The 18,313-nt window shown below is 44.4% G+C and carries 12 protein-coding genes and 1 other annotated feature; of the genes, 4 read left to right on the top strand and 8 right to left on the bottom strand.

Annotation, left to right across the window (positions count from 1 at the left end; genetic code table 11):
* Positions 1-41: 41 nt before the first annotated feature.
* Together AWM73_RS00980 and AWM73_RS00975 are read right to left on the bottom strand one after the other, a co-directional pair.
* Entirely contained in the window at positions 42-2,168 is a 2,127-nt protein-coding gene (locus tag AWM73_RS00980; protein ID WP_060777667.1) for a BglG family transcription antiterminator, read from the bottom strand.
* A 113-nt stretch (positions 2,169-2,281) separates the two neighbouring features.
* Positions 2,282-4,090: a PTS mannitol transporter subunit IICBA gene (locus tag AWM73_RS00975; protein WP_060777666.1), complete on the bottom strand. Its 1,809-nt coding sequence runs from the start codon at positions 4,088-4,090 to the stop codon at positions 2,282-2,284.
* Between the two features lie 297 nt (positions 4,091-4,387).
* On the opposite strand from AWM73_RS00975, the gene nagB reads away from it, so the two are divergent.
* Together nagB and AWM73_RS00965 are read left to right on the top strand one after the other, a co-directional pair.
* Entirely contained in the window at positions 4,388-5,107 is a 720-nt protein-coding gene (gene nagB / locus AWM73_RS00970; RefSeq protein WP_060777665.1) for a glucosamine-6-phosphate deaminase, read from the top strand.
* Entirely contained in the window at positions 5,100-6,056 is a 957-nt protein-coding gene (locus AWM73_RS00965; RefSeq protein WP_060777664.1) for an NAD(P)-dependent oxidoreductase, read from the top strand. Before nagB ends, AWM73_RS00965 begins: the two co-directional genes overlap by 8 nt.
* An 88-nt stretch (positions 6,057-6,144) precedes the next feature.
* On the opposite strand, the gene AWM73_RS00960 is transcribed toward AWM73_RS00965, so the two are convergent.
* The 4 genes from AWM73_RS00960 to AWM73_RS00945 all read right to left on the bottom strand — a co-directional run bounded on the left by AWM73_RS00960 (position 6,145) and on the right by AWM73_RS00945 (position 12,408).
* Positions 6,145-7,662, bottom strand: coding sequence for an ABC transporter substrate-binding protein/permease (locus AWM73_RS00960; protein ID WP_060777663.1), 1,518 nt, complete (start codon positions 7,660-7,662; stop codon positions 6,145-6,147).
* Positions 7,653-9,071 carry an argininosuccinate lyase gene (gene argH, locus AWM73_RS00955; protein WP_060777662.1) on the bottom strand — a complete coding sequence of 473 codons (1,419 nt, stop codon included), beginning with the start codon at positions 9,069-9,071 and terminating at the stop codon, positions 7,653-7,655. Before argH ends, AWM73_RS00960 begins: the two co-directional genes overlap by 10 nt.
* A gap of 51 nt (positions 9,072-9,122) precedes the next feature.
* A complete protein-coding gene (locus AWM73_RS00950) occupies positions 9,123-10,610 on the bottom strand; it encodes an ABC transporter substrate-binding protein/permease (RefSeq protein WP_060777661.1) in 1,488 nt (495 codons plus the stop codon).
* A 78-nt stretch (positions 10,611-10,688) separates the two neighbouring features.
* Positions 10,689-10,906, bottom strand: a binding site (T-box leader).
* 95 nt (positions 10,907-11,001) lie between these two features.
* On the bottom strand, positions 11,002-12,408 hold the full coding sequence (locus AWM73_RS00945) for an aldehyde dehydrogenase family protein (protein WP_060777660.1): 1,407 nt from the start codon (positions 12,406-12,408) through the stop codon (positions 11,002-11,004).
* Between the two features lie 161 nt (positions 12,409-12,569).
* Here AWM73_RS00945 and yfcC point away from each other — a divergent pair, with 161 nt between their 5' ends.
* Together yfcC and iadA are read left to right on the top strand one after the other, a co-directional pair.
* Positions 12,570-14,297 (top strand): putative basic amino acid antiporter YfcC, encoded by a 1,728-nt coding sequence (gene yfcC / locus AWM73_RS00940; RefSeq protein ID WP_060777659.1) that lies wholly within the window; start codon positions 12,570-12,572, stop codon positions 14,295-14,297.
* Between the two features lie 14 nt (positions 14,298-14,311).
* The gene (gene iadA, locus AWM73_RS00935; protein WP_060777658.1) at positions 14,312-15,493 is read left to right on the top strand and encodes a beta-aspartyl-peptidase; all 1,182 of its coding nucleotides are present in this window, start codon (positions 14,312-14,314) and stop codon (positions 15,491-15,493) included.
* 53 nt (positions 15,494-15,546) lie between these two features.
* Here iadA and AWM73_RS00930 read toward each other — a convergent pair whose 3' ends face one another.
* Both AWM73_RS00930 and purB read right to left on the bottom strand, forming a co-directional pair.
* On the bottom strand, positions 15,547-16,449 hold the full coding sequence (locus AWM73_RS00930; protein ID WP_060777657.1) for an acetamidase/formamidase family protein: 903 nt from the start codon (positions 16,447-16,449) through the stop codon (positions 15,547-15,549).
* Between the two features lie 136 nt (positions 16,450-16,585).
* Positions 16,586-17,881 carry an adenylosuccinate lyase gene (gene purB, locus AWM73_RS00925; protein ID WP_060777656.1) on the bottom strand — a complete coding sequence of 432 codons (1,296 nt, stop codon included), beginning with the start codon at positions 17,879-17,881 and terminating at the stop codon, positions 16,586-16,588.
* Positions 17,882-18,313: the final 432 nt, after the last annotated feature.

Below are 18,313 nucleotides of genomic sequence, written 5' to 3'. Positions count from 1 at the left end.
CCTTTTATCTCCAGGAAAACTCCTACATCATTTTTGCTTTTTTATAGGCTGTCCATATTTTTTATGGTAGTTAGTAATATGTTATTCAGTAACTGTTTCAAGCGCCCTTCATCGCCCCGGTCATAAAGGGAGAGATTAGCATCATTTTCAATCACGGAACTCGATATCGCTCCCATCACTTCCTGTAGCCAGGGAGTTAAGGGATTGGGAGCTAAGAGCAGTAGCAAACGTCTAAGGGTCATCATTTGGTGGTCCATGCCCAAAATAGGGTAACCCTCCGCCAAGTCATAAATGACAAAGTATGGCTCTAGGACCTCAACATGACTGGTATGGAAGAGTCCGATACTAGAATGTGGGATGCCGATAGCCGATTCTTTAAATCGCCGCATGACCGCCTCGCTGACCTGCTGGCTATCGCCAACTTGCTGGCCCCTAAGTTGTCCTATCTGCTGGTCAAGTAAGGTTTTGAGATCAAGTTTAGCCTTCCCATTATTATTAACCTTAATCACTTGAAAGTTTTGGTAGACTTGATAAGCTTCTTTGATCTTATGATAATAATTTTCTAAACTGAGCTCCTGATTATTTCTCGCTAAACTTCCTACTTCCCCAGTCCGATTGTTAGATCCTACCCAGTCCTTATTTTGAGCGATTTGCTCAATTTCTATTTCTAAGGCCTTTAATTCATCGTCTAAGAGCAAGGGGGAGACCAAGTGATAGTGACGGCTGAGCCCCGGTAAGAACAGGGTGGATAAGACGATATCATAGGAAGTTAGCGCAACTTGATTTAAGGCTGATAATTTCACCACATCAATCAATAGATTTTGTTTAATGTACTTTTTCAAACGGTTTTCCAGAATTTTTGTCGTTCCCATCCCACTCGCGCAAACCAAGAGCAAGGAAATTTGCTGGCGGCCTTGGGGGTGACGTTCCAGGGAAGTCGCAAAGTGAATAACAATATAGGCCAATTCATCACGGCCAATCTTCTGACCAGGGAAGGCTTGGGAAAAGCTGGTCCCGACTGCCTGGTAAAGGTCAAAATATTGGTCAGTTATCCGGTCCAATAAGGTATGGGGAGATTCTTGAAATTCACTCACTTCCGGTCGGTTAAAGGTCGCCTGGATATGGGTGACTAAATTATAGTAAAGGGCTGAATCAGTGCGGAAATCGTTGGCCGTTTTTTCACTGACAGCTTGGATAAGCTCGGAAACCTGATAGAGGAAGGTTCCATCGTAATTTTCAATCAACAAGTGTTCAAGCGGCTTGTAATTGACCCCTTCCAACTGCTGGGCCAAGAAATTCCGTTCATTAATACCAATCGGTAAGGCTAAAGCATCCGATATCCAAGTCATGATTTGCTGGGCTAACTGTTGTTCAGTTTTTCCGGGCCGGGAAAGGGCTAAGTGCTTACTTTTTTCTTGCCCTCCTTCTTCCAAATGCTGGCCCGCCTTTAAGCGAATAATAGTGACCGTGATTTGGAGCATAATCAGCTTCAACTGGTTATCCGTCACCTTAGCAAAGGTTGTTGGATTCAAACGATTAAAGATTTGCTGAACTAATTCTAAGTCTTCTCCCTCTAGTAAAGCCATAAAGGCTTGACTATTTTGTCCGCCTTGGCGGTTGGGATGGAAGAAGGTATATTCGTCAATGTTTTGACTTAAAAGTGAACTCAGCATTTGCCGGCGTTCAGCTTCCCAGCCCCTAACCAAATAATTCTTCTTATCATCACGGACGAGGTGGAGGTCATAATTCAATAGAGCCTCCCCAACCGCCTTGAGGTCAGTTTGAATGGTAGCTGGGCTGACGCCATAATCCTCTGCCAGACCTTGCCTGGTTAATTCTGGATTTTCTAGTAATAGTTGGCAGGCCAGGTGCTGCTGGCGTATCTCCCGGTCAAAGAAAGGCCAGGATGCTTGCCTTTGCTTTGGTCCAAGAATATCCTTTAAATCATAAGCCGTAAAGTCCTTGGGGTAACGTAAGAAGTAACCCTGCTTGCGGTCACGACCGATTTCGATCCCAAACTTGTTCAAGGAAGCTGCTAAATTATTCAATTCCCGATAAACTGTACGCTGGCTGACTTGTAAGGTCATCTTTAAACTTTCCAAGCTCACGCCATCGCCTTGCTCCATAAAGCACTGTAATATGACCCGTTCTCGTTCTGAAAAGTACATGGCCTAATCCTCTCTATAAAAGCTACTTTGCCTTTATAGTACACCATGAGACGAGCTAATGGAAAACTTTATCTGACTGAAGTCGCTTATTTATTAAAGGATGGCTAAAGGCCTTATTCCCCTAAGGATTGAATCAATGAATAGTAATTCCCTTCATCAATCAAACGATCAAAATGAATGACTCTAGCCTTTTGGAAATGTTCCTTGGCTGTTTGATAGTCATCACTCTGTACGATCACCAAGATATTGTCTTGGTCATTAATCTCATCCAGTGCTTGAGCAGAAGCATGGATATTTTTATCAGGGGCTTTTTTGACGAGTAGATTTCTAAAGATGGAAGCGGCAATCGTCGTGCCACCAACACCAGGTCCCTTAAAGGCAAAGACGACCTTGTTAATACCAGCATAGTCTGATGCTTGCGCTTGACTAGCGTCTTTATCAGCGGACTCACTAGAGCCATCAGATACTTCAGCTTCAACCGTTTCTACATCTTCATCTAACATATCCGCTAAAATTTCATCATAGCGGTCAGAATCCATAAAGTTATTCACCGAAATATGGGTGGAAGATGGCGCTTTTTTACGGGCTTGAGGGGTTAATTCTTGTTGAGTGATAACTAAGGTCTTCGCATCATCATTCAGGTTATTAATGGCTGAGTTGGTCACGGGTTGAGTCAAGCCTAACTGTTTGGCTTTCTTCCTTAATAGGGAAGCCCCCATGGCACTTGACCCCATCCCAGCATCACAGGCAAAGATAATTCGGTCGATTTGATTGACGTCTGGAACTTCATCTGAAGTCGCTTCAACATCAGCACTTTGCCCTTTCGATTCAGCCTTAGCTTGAGAAACAGCTGCTTGTTGTTTAGCAAAGTTGTCTTCTTGGGAACGGTCGGTTTTTAGGATTAAAGCAGCAACCGCAAAGGAAACTGCAGCAGCGGCAGCAACAGCTAGGAGCATAGGTAGATGGTCGCCACGAGCAGTTACCCCGAAAATAGCAAAAATGGAGCCTGGAGAAGCAGGTCCAGTTAAACCAACATTGAGGAGGACATTAACAAAGGTCCCCGTTACCCCACCAGCGATAACCGCTAAGATTAAGAGGGGCTTGGTCATCACATAAGGGAAGTAAATCTCATGAATCCCACCAAGGAAGTGGATGATCATAGCTCCCCAACTGGAAGATTTAGCGCTACCCTTACCAAAAATAGCAAAGGCTAGTAAAACGCCCAGACCAGGACCAGGGTTGGCTTCTAAGAGATAGAGTACCGATTTACCGACTTCAGCAACTTGGGCTGAACCTAGTGGTGTCAAAATTCCGTGGTTGATAGCATTGTTTAGGAAGAGGATCTTAGCGGGCTCAATCAAGACATTGGCCAAAGGCAAGAAGCCCAGTTCCATGATCTTATTGACACCAATTTCCATCCATTCAGTTCCCCAACTCACCAGTGGGCCAACTGCAAAGAAACCAAGTAAAGCTAAGAAGAAGCCCAGAATCCCGCTGGAAAAGTTATTGACTAACATTTCAAAACCAGAAGGGATTTTTTCTTGGAAGGCTTGGTCAAATTTCTTAATGACCCAACCGGCAAAGGGGCCCATGGCCATAGCACCAATAAACATTGGCGTTTCGGGTGGCGCACCACCGATAACTCCCATCGTAGCAATGGTTGCAACCACAGCACCCCGTTGTTCATAAACCAGGGCACCACCAGAATAAGCAATTAATAATGGCAAGAGATAACGTTGCATGGCTCCACCAACAGCATTTAAGCTTTCATTAGGTAGGTAACCCGTTGGAATGAAGAGCGCAGCAAAAATCCCCCAGGCTATAAAGGCACCGATATTAGGCATGACCATGCTAGAGAGATGGCGTCCCAATTTTTGGATACCTGCCTTCAAGCCGGAAGACTTGGCTTGTGACTGTTCCATAATATTTCCTCCTTCATCGAATCATTGTAATAAGTATTTACACCATTATTGTACAGAATATCTGTATACGCTTTCAATGGATTTGCCGGCTAGTTTTGGCAAAGTGTCCGCTGCCAAAATTTATGCCAAGATGCTTTAATCATTTCTCCCCCTTTTCACCTATTCAACTTTGTGATTTTTTTGTTAAAGTGCCGGTTTTACTTTCAAAATCTACTTTTGCCACAGATTTATTTTCCTATCCGTGTTAAACTAGGGATAAGATTTTTATGAACTTATATCTTTTATGGAGGTACAAAAATGAAAGTTTATATTTATGATGACATCGAAACAGCCAGCCAAGCCGCTTTAAATTACTACCAAGAAGCCTTAGCTGATGGGCCTAAAGTCTTTGGCTTAGCTACCGGTTCGACACCAGAAAAACTCTACCAAGAAATCGTGGCCTCAGACTTAGACTTCACTGACAGTCTTTCCTTTAACTTGGATGAATATGTTGGTTTAGAAGCTAGCCATCCACAAAGCTATAATTACTTTATGCACAAACACCTCTTCAATGAGAAACCATTTAAACACAACTATCTTTTAAATGGTGCCAACCCTAACGAAGAAGAGGAATGTTCACATTTTGAAGACCTACTCCAAGAACATCCGATCGACTTACAATTATTAGGTATTGGTCGCAATGGGCACATTGGTTTCAATGAACCGGGCTCTTCCTTCACCAGCAAGACCCGTAAAATTGAACTAACGGAATCAACCATCGAGGCTAACAGCCGTCTCTTTGACTCTCCTAGCGATGTCCCCACCGCGGCTTATAGTATGGGGATCGGTTCCATTTTAAACAGCAAAAACATCTTACTCTTAGCCTTTGGTGAGGAAAAAGCAGCCGCTGTTAAAGCCATGGTGGAAGGACCTGTGACTGAAGAAGTCCCAGCCAGCGCCCTCCAAGAACACCCTAATGTCGTTGTGATCCTTGACCAAGCAGCCGCTAGCCAATTAAGCGGTGAGGCTAATGCCTAAGCCAATCCTCTACCTGGATGCCCAATATAAGGATCAAGCCCGTAGACAATTAGAAGAGCTGAGTGACCACTACCAAATTAAAGACAAGAAGCAGCTTAATTCTAGCGATTACGCCCAGATCGAGATCTTTTTTGGTAGCGACTTAGAAACCCTAGCCGCTATCTACCAAGCAAATGACCGGCGCTTAGCCTGGATTCAACTCGATACCGCTGGAGCTGACTATTTACCCCAAGCATTCATGGCGGATCCAAAAGTATCCATTACGACGGTTTCGGGTATCCACGCACCCTCCATTGCCGAAAGTATCTATGGCTATCTTTTAGGGGTTTACCACCAACTCTTTATCTACCATGACCAACAGCAAGAAAAGAACTGGCACCGCTATGAAGATGTGAAAAACTTGACGGGGAAAAAGGCCCTAGTATACGGTACCGGGCACTTAGCCAGTGAGATTGCCCAGATTGGTCAAGCTTTTGGCTTAGACTTTTACGGAGTAAATACATCTGGTAGGGCTGTGGAGCATTTTAAGGCGACCTACACCCAAGAATCAGTAGCTGACCATATTGGGGAAATGGATATCATTATCAATACCCTTCCCTCTACTCCAGAAACTAAAAATATCTTTGACCGATCCTTCTTTAATGAAATGAAGGAAAAGAGTTATTTTATTAACGTCGGTCGGGGGAGTGCAGTGGTGGAAGCTGACCTCCAAGCTGCTCTGGAAGAGGATAAGATTGCCGGTGCCTATTTGGATGTCTTTCAAAAAGAACCCTTAACAGCAGACAGTCCCTTGTGGGAGACTAAAAATCTTTTAATCACCCCTCACTCCTCAGGGCGGGTAGAACACTTCCGTGATGATATTTTTAAGATTTTCTACCAAAATTACCAGGATTACTTAAAGGGTAAGTCTTTAAGTATCAACCTCTTAGATAAAGAGAAAGGCTACTAAGAGCAGTGGCCAAGCTAAAAAGCCACTTACTTCTTTCCTTTTAAGGAAGCAGTAAGTGGCTTTTTTACATAGATATTATTCAGCCAAACTAAGCATATTTGGCATTCATTTGTTTTTCCCAACGGTTCAAGAACTTGGTTAAGGTAAAGGTCAAGATAAAGTAAATGACCATGGAAATCAAGAGAGGAATAATCCCTTGGTAAGTGATGCTGGTAACCGCCCGGGTTTGGAAGGTTAATTCAGCAATACCGATAGTCGATACAATGGATGACTCCTTGATCAAGGTCACAAATTCATTCCCCAAGGCTGGCCAGATTGACCGTAAGGATTGTGGGAAGATAACCTTCTTCAAGGTGGTTAAGCGGTCTAAACCGAGTGAACGTGCCGCTTCAGTTTGCCCCTTATCAACCGCTTGGATCCCCCCACGGATAATCTCACTAATATAAGCCCCCGAGTTTAAGGACACCGCAATCAAGGCTGAAAGTAGAGCAGGTACGTTAAATAATCCACCGATTCCTAAGAACATAAAGAGGACTTGGATCATTAAAGGCGTCCCCCGAATGAATTCAACATAGGCCATAGCAATACCGGATAAAATTTTGTTCTCAGTCAGCCGCATAACAGCTAAGATAGCCCCTAGGGTTAAGCCAAAGACCACACTGACCGCTGAAATCAGCAGGGTCATTTTAATGCCGTTCCAGTAATAAGGCCAATAGGATAACCAGTCGACCCCTTGTTCAGCTTGTTCTTGACCTTCACTAATAATCAAATCATAAGATTCATCTAGCCATTGGTCCATCAGACCTTGGTCTTTAACTTCTTGGACACTTTGGTTGATAGCGGCTTGTAGGTCAGGTTGGTTTTTGGGCATAACTACTCGTTTAGAATTATCGTCTTCTAATTTAAAGTGGCCATTGATCATTTCTAAGGCATCTTCATGGGCCCGAACGTGGGCACCACCCACACCAGAGTCAATAATAACCCCATCAATTTGCCCTGTCAGTAAGGCAGAGATTAAATCTGGGAGTTGTTGCATAGCGTGCTTACCCACATGAGCCATTTGTTCATTAGCTAAGCCTTCTTGAATCGATCCTTGTTGGAAACCTATCGTCATATCTGGGGTGAAGGAATCTTTATCATGGATCTTTTCGGCATCGTCTTTACGGATAATAATGGCTTGTTCATCATTTTGGTAACCATCAGAGAAGTCAACCGACTTGGCTCTTTCTTCAGTATAACCCATCCCAGAAATGATAATATCGATATTCCCCGCTTCCATGGAAGATAGGAGACTAGAGAATTCCATAGTCACAACATTTAATTTAACCCCGAGGTCATCGGCAATTTTTTGCCCTAATTCAATATCCGCTCCGGCCACGGTTTGTTGGCCGTCTTTCATGGTAATAAATTCAAAAGGTGGGTAGTCAGGACTAACCCCCATTCGAAGTTCACCACGGTCTTTTATGCTTTGGAGGAGTGAATTCTCGCTAGGGGTCTGGCCCTGGTCTTCCTCCCCATAGACTTGTGGGGCTAAGAGACCGGATAGGGTCGTTAGCATCAGTAAAACAGCTAAAAAGCAATGACTCAATTTCTTCATCAATGACATTTTTTCTTCTTCCCTTCTTTTCTCTTATTTTGATAGTTTTTCAGACGTTCTTTCACTTGGGCAATATGTTCTTTGACCTGGTCTGGAGCTGGTCCACCAGCCACCTGACGGGCATAAACCCCATGTTTCAAATCAATGGCTTGGTAGATATCAGCTTCAAATAAATCATTAAAGGATTGGTACTCTTCTAAGGAGAGTTCCTCTAAAGTTTTATCCGTTTCATGACAATACTTTAAAATATCCCCAACTTGGCGATAAGCATCACGGAAGGGTAAGCCCTTAGCGCTCAGGTAGTCGGCGCAGTCAGTAGCATTTAAGTAACCCTTACCCGCGGCTTGGTACATGTTTTCCACCTGAGGATGGGTAGCATCCAAGATTGCTGGTAAGAGGTTCAGCAAGGCTTGAACGGTGTCAATGGCATCGAAGAGTCTTTCCTTTTCTTCTTGTAAGTCCTTATCATAGGCAAGGGGAATCCCCTTCATAATAGTCAAGACTGCCATTAAGTCCCCATAGACCCGGCCAGCCTTGCCCCGCATTAATTCATGGATATCCAAGTTCTTCTTCTGAGGCATAATCGATGACCCCGTAGAAAAGCGGTCATCCACTACAATCAATTGGAACTCTTGGCTGGCCCATAAGATCATTTCTTCACTATACCGGCTCAGGTGCATACTAATCAAGGCCAAGGCACTCAGTAATTCAATACTGTAGTCACGGTCGGAAACCGCATCGATACTGTTGCCGGCATAGGCATCAAAACCTAATAGATCGGCAGTCAGCTGCCGGTCCAATGGAAAGGTGGTTGTCGCTAAGGCCCCTGCTCCTAGAGGCATGGAATGATTAATCCGTTTTTGAGCATCCATCAAACGCTCGTAGTCACGCATAAACATTTCCACATAGGCCATCAAGTAATGACCATAAGTAACCGCTTGGGCTCTTTGCAAGTGGGTGTAGCCAGGCATGATGGTTTCTAGGTGTTGGCCTGCTTCCTGGCAAAAGGCCTCTACCACTTGGTCCAATTGATCTAATAATTCATCAACCGCTGTGCGCGCATAAATTTTCATGGCTGTGGCGACTTGGTCATTACGGCTCCGTCCAGTATGGACTTTCTTACCGATATCACCTAAGCGTTTGGTGAGTTCACTTTCAATAAAACTATGAATATCTTCTGAATTAGGATCAATAGTGAGTTCTCCTTGGGCATATTCTTTTTGCATATCCCCTAGACTTGCTACTAAAGCTTCCGCTTCTTCTTTAGCAATAATCCCTTGTTGACCTAACATTTTGGCATGGGCTTGGCTAGCCTCAAGATCTGCAGGAAGCAACCGCAAGTCAATAGCCAAGGATTGATTTAACTGGTAGGCTGACTCAGCCATGGCTTGATGATAAGTATTGGACCAAAGTGCCATTTTAACACAACCTTTTCTAAAATTTTTGTTTTCAAGCGTTTCTTATCGACTTTATACTTTCGCTTGCATCTTATTCTCATATAAACGTAAAGCCATCGAAGTCACAAAAGTAAGGACAAAGTAACAACACATCGAGATAAATAGAGGAATCGTCCCCTGATAGGTTAAGCTGGTAACCGCCCGGGTTTGAAAGGTTAATTCCGCTACCCCAATCGTAGAAACAATGGAAGAATCCTTAATTAAGGTCGCCGCTTCATTCACTAAAGACGGCCAGACTGGACGTAAGGATTGCGGGAAGACGACCTTCTTCATGGTGGTCCAGTAATTGAGTCCCAAGGAACGAGCAGCTTCTACTTGCCCCCGGTCGACGGAAAGAATCCCGCCCCTAAATATTTCTGAAATATAGGCCGCAGCGTTTAGGGAAACTGCGATAATCCCTGATAGCAGGGAAGATAAGGAGAACAAAGCTCCGACACTCAAGAAAACAAAGAGAACTTGAACCATTAAAGGGGTTCCCCGAACAAACTCAACATAGGCACTAGCCAGCTGAGGCAGGACGGGTAAGTTTGAAATTCTCATCAAGACGATGATCAAGCCCAAAATAATCCCAGCTAAAATGGCCACTACTGAAATCAACAGGGTGACTTTTATCCCATCATAGAAGTAAGGCCAGTAGCTCAACCAGTTCGACTTTTGACTTTGCCGGATCAAGTCATAGGATTCTTCCATCCATTGATCCATTTGTCCCGATTCTACACAGGCATTCACCGTTTTATTAATTTCTGCTAAGAAGGTGGGTTGGTTATTAGGGATAGCCACCGACTTACCATCCGAGCTTACATCTAAACCAGAAGGAATAGCTAAAAGTTCCCCATGTTCAGCAGCAAAGGCCTTGGCTACCGATTCATCGAGGAGCACGGCATCCACCTGGTTAGCCATTAGGGCAGCGACAGCATCAGCCGACTTCCGCATGGCTACTTTTTCAGCACTGGTAACCCGTTCGGTCACCAAGGTATCTTGGAGGGTATTATCGGAAACCCCAATCTTGCCACCTTGGTCAAAGTAAGAAACATCTTTAATTTTATCTTGGTCTTGCTTTCTAATCACAAAATATTGCTGGTCGGACTGATAGACATCAGAGAAATCCACTTTTTTATCCCGCTCTTCGGTATAGGACATCCCAGAAATAATCATATCAACAGACCCGGTCTCCATGGCTGGAATCAGAGAGCCAAATTCCATATCGACAATTTCTAATTTCACCCCAAGATCGTCAGCAATTTTTTGGGCGAGGAAAACGTCCGTCCCTACTAGGCGGTTTTGGCCATTTTCTAAGACGGTAAACTCAAAGGGAGCATAGCCACTCGCTGTACCAAAGCGAAGTACGCCGCGGTCCTTAATTTCCTGAAGTAGTTGATCGTCATGGGCAACTTGCTTGCCCTCGTTTTCCTCTGCGTAAACACTGCTTGGACTAAGTAAGATTAAAAGAGTCAAAGCAAACAAACACAGCGCACTAAACATTTTCTTGCATTGATACATATAAATACCTCCCTTTATAATAACTAAACATCACTTCAATCAATGAATGGCTCATAAACAACAAAAAAAGCCCACCTCCTAAGAGGCGGACTTCTTCCACGGTACCACTCTAATTTGCGAATAGCTTACTAACTATTGACAACTCTGTTTGGTAACGCAGACATCTGCGAGTTAATCTCAAAACTTCGACTAACTATCTCAGCAAGACGTTTCATTAGTCATCCTGGGAACCTTGCACCAAACGTTCCTCGCTTTGCAGGAATGAGTTAATTACTTATTTGCTTCATCGATTTCATAAATTAATGTTATTATAAAGGACATTTATTTATTGTCAATCTTTATTTTTATTTTTTCCTAAAGTTTAATCCTAAAATGAAAAAGAAGCAAGCCCTTAGGCAAAGATCGTCTTAATTTCTAAGTAGTCGGCAATTCCGTAAGGCCCTTTTTCCCGACCGAGACCGGACTCTTTATAGCCACCAAATGGTGCCCTGGAAGACCCAGAAGCATGGTTAACGAAGACATTTCCTGTCCGCAATTGTTCAGCCATGGCTACCGCTTTCTCCTTAGGCCCAACCACATAACCGGATAGACCATAAGCCGAGTCATTAGCGATAGCAAGAGCCTCTTCTTCATCCTTATAGGTCAATACACATAAAACCGGACCAAAAATTTCTTCTTGGGCAATGGTCATTTGATTATCAACCTGGGTAAAGACTGTAGGTTGGACATAGAAACCACTGTGGTCGATATCTTGACCACCTAAGAAAAGCTCAGCGCCTTCATCAATACCCTTTTGAATATAGTCAAGGACGGTTTCTTTTTGTTGAGCCGATACCATCGGCCCTACCATGGTTTCGCCGTCGCCAGGCATACCGATTTTAACGTGGTCTTGGTAATAAGCTTCAATCAATTCCTTAAATTCTTCCAGTTCAGCTTCAGGCACTAATAAGCGGGTAAAGGCGGAACAGGTTTGCCCCTGGTTGTTTAAAATCGAATCCATGGACTTTTTAACCGCTAAGTCCTTATCCCCACCGGCTAAGTAGAGCATAACCGACTTGCCACCTAATTCAAGAATTAATTTCTTAATGTTTGGCGCAGCCTTTTCATAGAGGCCTCGGCCGACTTCAGTAGAACCCGTAAAGGAAATCACGGCCACATCAGGGTGCCCCGCCAGGTAGTCACCGACTTCACTCCCGGAACCAGTGACTAAGTTAAAGACGCCATGAGGAAGATCAGCTTCCTCAAAAACTTTGGCATAGACCAAGGCGGTCAAGGGCGTATTGGAAGCCGGTTTAACCACTACTGTATTTCCGGCAATGAGGGCTGGGGTGACCTTCCGCTGAATTTGATTGAGTGGGTAATTCCAAGGAGTGATGCAAGCCACCACGCCGAAGCCTTCCTTAATAACCCGTGCCCCATCGATTTCTTCTTCAAAGTCAAAGTCTTTGGCCGAATCCATATATTCACGCATCTCTTTGATGGCCATAGGAATATGATTATCCTTAGCAAAATTGACAGAAGCCCCTAGTTCTAAGACCGTGGTCTTAACTAAAAGGTCGGCATATTTCTTCAAGCCATCATAAACTTTCTCTAAATAGTTTAAACGTTGGTCCACACTTAAGGCATTCCAATCAGGAAAAGCTGCCTTAGCCGCCGCCACTGCTTGGTCAACATCCTCCTGATTACTTTTTTGTACATGATTGATGACTTCTTCTGTCGCCGGATTAATGACTGGCATTAATTCTTGACTTGACGATGCTATCCATTCTCCATTGATAAAATTCCGATAGTTCTCCATAATCATCACCTCGTTTCTATTATCTAAAAAAATCCCAAGAGACTCAAGCAAGAAGAAATTGCCGTACTGGATTTATTCATTTATTAAAAGGAATTTCATTTTCAGACATATCACCTAAAGCGCTATCATGGTACAATAACCTTATAAATATAAAATAAGGAGTGAGAAAAATGAATGAAACCGCTGAGAAAAAACAGCGTTTCCAGACGCCACATACTTACGTCATTATTTTTGGTATTGTTCTCGTGGCCTGGTTACTAACATTCATCGTTCCGGCTGGTAAATATACCACCGAAGTTTTGGAATATGAAGGAGCCAATGGGGAAACCCAAACCCGAACCGTTCTCCAACAAGATTCCTTCCGTTACATGCATCCCTTAAAGGAAGATGTTTTAAGGGGCAACTTGGAAGACCTGGTCCAAGAACCCGCTAAATTGCAAGAACTAGAAGTTGACCAGGAGGATTTATCCAAGCTTCTCGAAAAGTCAGAGCCCTTGACCCTGGGGCAGTTAGAAGAAATCGACTTAGAAGAATCCGAACTCTATGCCATGTATGGAGATAGTATCTACGACACCAGTAAAAATTTAAATAAAACCGCTGGCCTATGGGGAACCCAGGACCACTATGGCTTCGGGGTGTTAAACTATATCTTTGAAGGGATTGTCACCGGAGACCGCTATGGTTCTGCCATTGGGATTGTTGCCCTCCTCTTAGTGGTTGGGGGGGCTTTTGGAATTATTATGCGGACTGGGGCAATCGATGCCGGTATCTATGCCTTTGTCAATAGCGCTAAAGGCATGGAACACTTGGCCATTCCCCTGCTCTTCTTCCTCTTTTCCTTTGCCGGAGCAACCTTTGGGGCCTCTGAACAGGTCATTCCCTTTGTAATGATTATTGCTCCCTTTATGATTGCCCTAGGCTATGACTCCATCACGGCCGTGACCGTTACCTTTGCTGCTTCACAGATTGGTAACGCTTGTTCCTGGATGAGTCCCTTCTCTATTGCCATTGCTCAAGGGATCGCTGGGCTTCCGGCCTTGTCAGGGGCTGGCTTCCGGATTGTCATGTGGGTGATTATTACCACCCTCTCCTGCGGATTTACCATGGTCTACGCGAAGCGGGTTCGCAAGGCACCACAACTATCCCCTTCCTATGAATCGGACGCCTACTTCCGGACCGATTTAGCTAAACAAGAGGATGTCAGCCATGAATTTACCCTAGGCCACAAACTCATCCTATTAGAGATGTTACTGGGCCTGGTATGGATTGTTTGGGGCGTGATGAACCAAGGCTTTTCTATTCCTGAATTAGCTTCCCAATTCTTTGTTATGGGCTTAGTGTCAGGAATTACCGCCCTCATCTTTAGAATTGATGACATGACTGTTAACGATATTGCCTTCGCCTTTAAAGATGGGGTCTCTGACCTGGCGCCTACCGCTGTGGTTGTGGGGATGGCCAAGGGAATCTTACTGGTCTTAGGCGGGTCAGACGCGGGAACCTTCTCCGCATTAAATACCATTCTCTACGGCGTCGGTAACCTCCTTTCTGGTATTCCTAACGTCCTAGGTGCTTGGTTCATGTACATCTTCCAATCACTTTTCAACCTTGTGGTGACCTCCAACTCTGGTCAAGCCGCCCTCACCATGCCAATTATGGCTCCACTGGCGGATATTATCGGGGTTAGCCGTCAAGTTGCCGTCTTAGCCTTCCAATTAGGCTCCGGTTTTGTGGATGCCTTTACTCCAGTTTCTGCCAGCCTGGTGGGTTGCTTGGCAGTCGCTCGGATCGATTGGGCAGATTGGGCTAAGTTCCAAATTAAAATGCAGGGTTTCCTCTTTGTTTTAGGGAGCATTGCCATTATTATTGCCATTAGTATCGGTTACAGTTAGAAAGTTGGGAAAGTATGAAATTAATCAAACAAGTCACTGTTTACGCCCCTGAAAATTTAGGGGTTAAAGATATCTTAATAGATAGTTCCAAAATTATTGCCATTGAGGACCACATCACTATTGATAGCAATGCGATCGACATTGAAGTGATCGACGGTCAAGGCAAAATCGCTACCCCTGGTTTCATTGATAGCCACTTCCACCTCCTAGGAGGCGGTGGTGAGAATGGTTTTCAGAACCGAACACCAGAAGTCCAGTTGAGTCAACTAACCACGGCTGGGGTCACTACTGCCTGTGGCTTACTAGGAACGGATGGGGTCGCCCGTGATGAAATGGCCCTATTAGCCAAGGCGCGGGGCTTAGAAGCCGAGGGAATTTCCACCTATATCTATGTAGGAAACTACCGTCTACCGGCAACCACCCTCACCGGATCCATCATCAAAGACATTATGGCTATTGACAAGGTGATTGGCATTGGTGAAATCGCCATTTCCGACCACCGCAATGGGGCCCCGACCTTTGAACAATTTGCCCACGCAGCAGCTGATACCCGGACTGGGGGTTTACTGGCGGGTAAGGCCGGCGTGGTCAACTGCCATGTGGGGCCCAACAAGGGCCGACTAGAATTCCTCTTTAAGGCCTTAGATGAAACCGATATTCCGGTCACCACCTTCCTACCGACCCACTGTGGCCGGAGCCAGGAACTAGTTGACGAAGCCATTGCCTTTGCCAAGCGCGGCGGGACTTTCGATATTACCGGAAGTGAAGACCCCGATATGACCTATGAAAAAGATGGGGAAATTCCTTTTAGGACCATTCTCAAGCAGGTCCTCGACCAAGGTTTAGATGAATCCTGCATTACCATGAGTTCTGATGGCCAAGGAAGCCTTCCCCGCTTCGATGAAGAAGGCAACTTCCTCCGTATTGGTGTGGGAAGTGCTAAGTCACTCTTGGTCGGTATTCAAGAAGCTGTTCAGAGAGAAAATATTGCCCTTGAAAAGGCCCTCCCAGCAGTCACCTCTAACGTTGCCCGTATCCTAAAACTTGACCATAAGGGACGTTTAGAAGTGGGACGGGACGCAGATATCCTACTCTTAGATGAAGACAGTTTATCCATCGATACCGTGATTGCCATGTCAGAAATAATGATTAAAAACAAAGAAATCATTAAATACGGTACCTTCGAAAATGCCTAAAGAAGGCCGAATTAAAAAGGAGTTGCTCACTGCAACTCCTTTTTTACTTAGGCTTACTCTTTAACATCTTTTAATTTTTCATAACTAGCCTTGTCGACCCGAACGCGCATGGAAATATTGGGGTTAACAATCTGACAAGATTCTAAATGAGCGGCAAAGGTCATGAACATGCCGACCTTATTATAGGATAAGCCGGTTTGAGCCATGAGAAATTCTGCCATCCGGTCATTAGCTTGAACAACCGCCGTTTCAAAGTCTTCGCCGACCCCATAAGAATAATAGGCTTGGTCAGTTTCCACAAAAGGTGTTGGGCAAGGGAAGGAGTCGAGGACTTCAACGGTTAAGTCAACCGAGCCGCCAATCTCAACGCCACTGCCCCAAATCTCGCCATCACCCATGGCGGCATGCATGTCACCTAAAGCCAGAAGTGCTCCTTCAACTTCCACAGGCAGGTAAACGACAGAGCCTTCGGTAATCTGATTGTTATCCATATTTCCGCCATGTAAGTCGGGTAAACCGGTAGCTACCGCTTCGTTCTTCGGTGCCGTCCCGATCACACCAATCATTTTATGAACCGGGAAGGTGGCTCCATAATAGTCAAAGGTCTTCTGGTCTTCACTGACCTTACAAATAGCTGTCTCTTCTTCAGTAATTTCCTTAGAGAAATATTTATTGAGTCCTGGAGAAGTCATAATGGCTCCTTGGGGATCTAAATCAATGCTGTGAATGGTCACTTTCAGTACATTGCCTGGTTGAGCACCCTCCACATAAATTGGACCAGTTGCTGGGTTAATTTCATTAAAATCAATCCCAGAAATTAAGTCCTTTTCATCCTGGACACTGCCCTTGAAGCAATCCCAGACATCAACCTGTAAACGCTGGCCACTTGCTACCTTAGCAATGGGTTCATGGTTTTTGTCCATAGAGAATACATAGTGATCTTTTGTAATATGCATAAGCCTACCTCCATTAAGTCTATTTAAGATTTGATATAAACCTATCATCTCATATTGCTTATAAATAGTAAACGTTTTCAATAGCATATTAGAGGATAACTGGAGAAGGGAAAAGAGATCATTTAAAAATAACCCACTAAGCTAATCCCAAACGCGCATAAATTTCATCCACTCGGCGCAAGTGATAAGCCGGATCAAAGGCATCATCAATAGCTGCTTGGTCAAGGTACTGACGAATCTTTTCATTATTTTCGACTAAAGCTTTAAAATCAAGGCCCTGGTCCCAAGACTTAGCGGTTAGGGGTTGGACTAAATCATAGGCTGCCTCCCGGGAAAGACCGGCATCAATTAATTTTAATAAGACCCGTTGGGAGAAGATCAAATTGTGAGTGGCCTGCATATTACGCTTCATGTTTTCTGAAAAAATCGTCAGATTAGCTAAGATATTACCGAAACGATGAAGGATATAGTCCACTAAGATGGTGGTATCGGGCAAAATAATCCGCTCGGCTGAAGAATGGGAAATATCCCGTTCATGCCAGAGACTGACATCTTCCATAGCAGTCACTACATGTCCTCGGATCACCCGGGCCAGCCCAGTGACATTCTCACTACCGATGGGGTTGCGCTTATGGGGCATGGCGCTAGAACCTTTTTGTCCGGCAGCAAAGTATTCTTCCACTTCTCTGACCTCTGACTTTTGTAAGTGGCGGATTTCAGTCGCCATATTTTCTACTCCGGTTGCAATTAGGGCTAAGACTGCAATATATTCTGCATGCAAGTCACGTGGCAAGACCTGGGTCGAAATCTCTTGGGCACGAATCCCTAAATGTTCACAAACATAGGCTTCCACTTGGGTGGGAACATTAGCAAAAGTCCCCACTGCACCAGAAATTTTTCCCGCTTCGACGCCCTTAGCCGCATGTTCAAAACGCTCACGATGACGCTTAAATTCACTATACCAACGGGCCACTTTTAAACCAAAAGTTGTTGGCTCAGCATGGACCCCATGAGTCCGTCCCATGCAGAGGGTATTTTTATATTTGAGAGCTTGTTTTTTAAGAATCGCTAAGAAATCATCTAAGTCTTGGCGGAGGAGGTCATTGACTTGCTTTAATTGGTAGCCATAGGCCGTATCCACTACATCAGTAGAAGTTAGCCCATAATGAACCCATTTCTTCTCTTCACCCAAAGACTCTGAGACACAGCGGGTAAAAGCCACCACATCATGCTTGGTTTCAGCTTCAATGGCTAAAATACGGTCGACATCAAAGCTGGCCTTTTGACGAATAGCCTGGGCATCTTCTTTAGGAATCTCCCCTAATTCAGCCCAAGCTTCAACAGCTAAAATTTCAACTTCCAACCACGATTGATATTTGTTCTCATCCGACCACAATTGTCTCATTTCTTTACGGGTATAGCGATTAATCATCAGCTTTGACTCCTTTTCTGACAGTTAGACTGTCTTGCTCTTTATCGCACTCTGTTAGTTGAGTTCGGAAGGGTGAGGGGATGTCCTTTCAGAAAAGTTGAACGATCAGCAAGCTGATCTTATCATCTTTTCCTCCAAGGAATCTCCCTCCCTGATCCTTCCTCACATCCTTACCAAACATGCTCCAAGCGCAGAGCAAGCGTCCATTTCAGAAAATGGCGACAAATTCTCTCTGAGAATTTTTACGCCTTTTTCTTCCAATGGTCTTGCTCTTTAGTGCGCTTGTCGCACTCTGTAAAAACGTGCTCCAGATGCAGATCGATCTCCACTTCACTAAAGTGCAAGAAATTCTTTTCAAGAATTTTTGCTCTTTAGCTCCAGTTGCTATAGCTGTTCGAAGCGTAGCGAGTTACAGATATAGTATGCGTAGCT

The organism is Aerococcus urinae (genome assembly GCF_001543175.1).
Taxonomy (GTDB): Bacteria; Bacillota; Bacilli; order Lactobacillales; family Aerococcaceae; genus Aerococcus; species Aerococcus urinae.
This window is presented reverse-complemented; position numbering and strand designations above follow the sequence as displayed.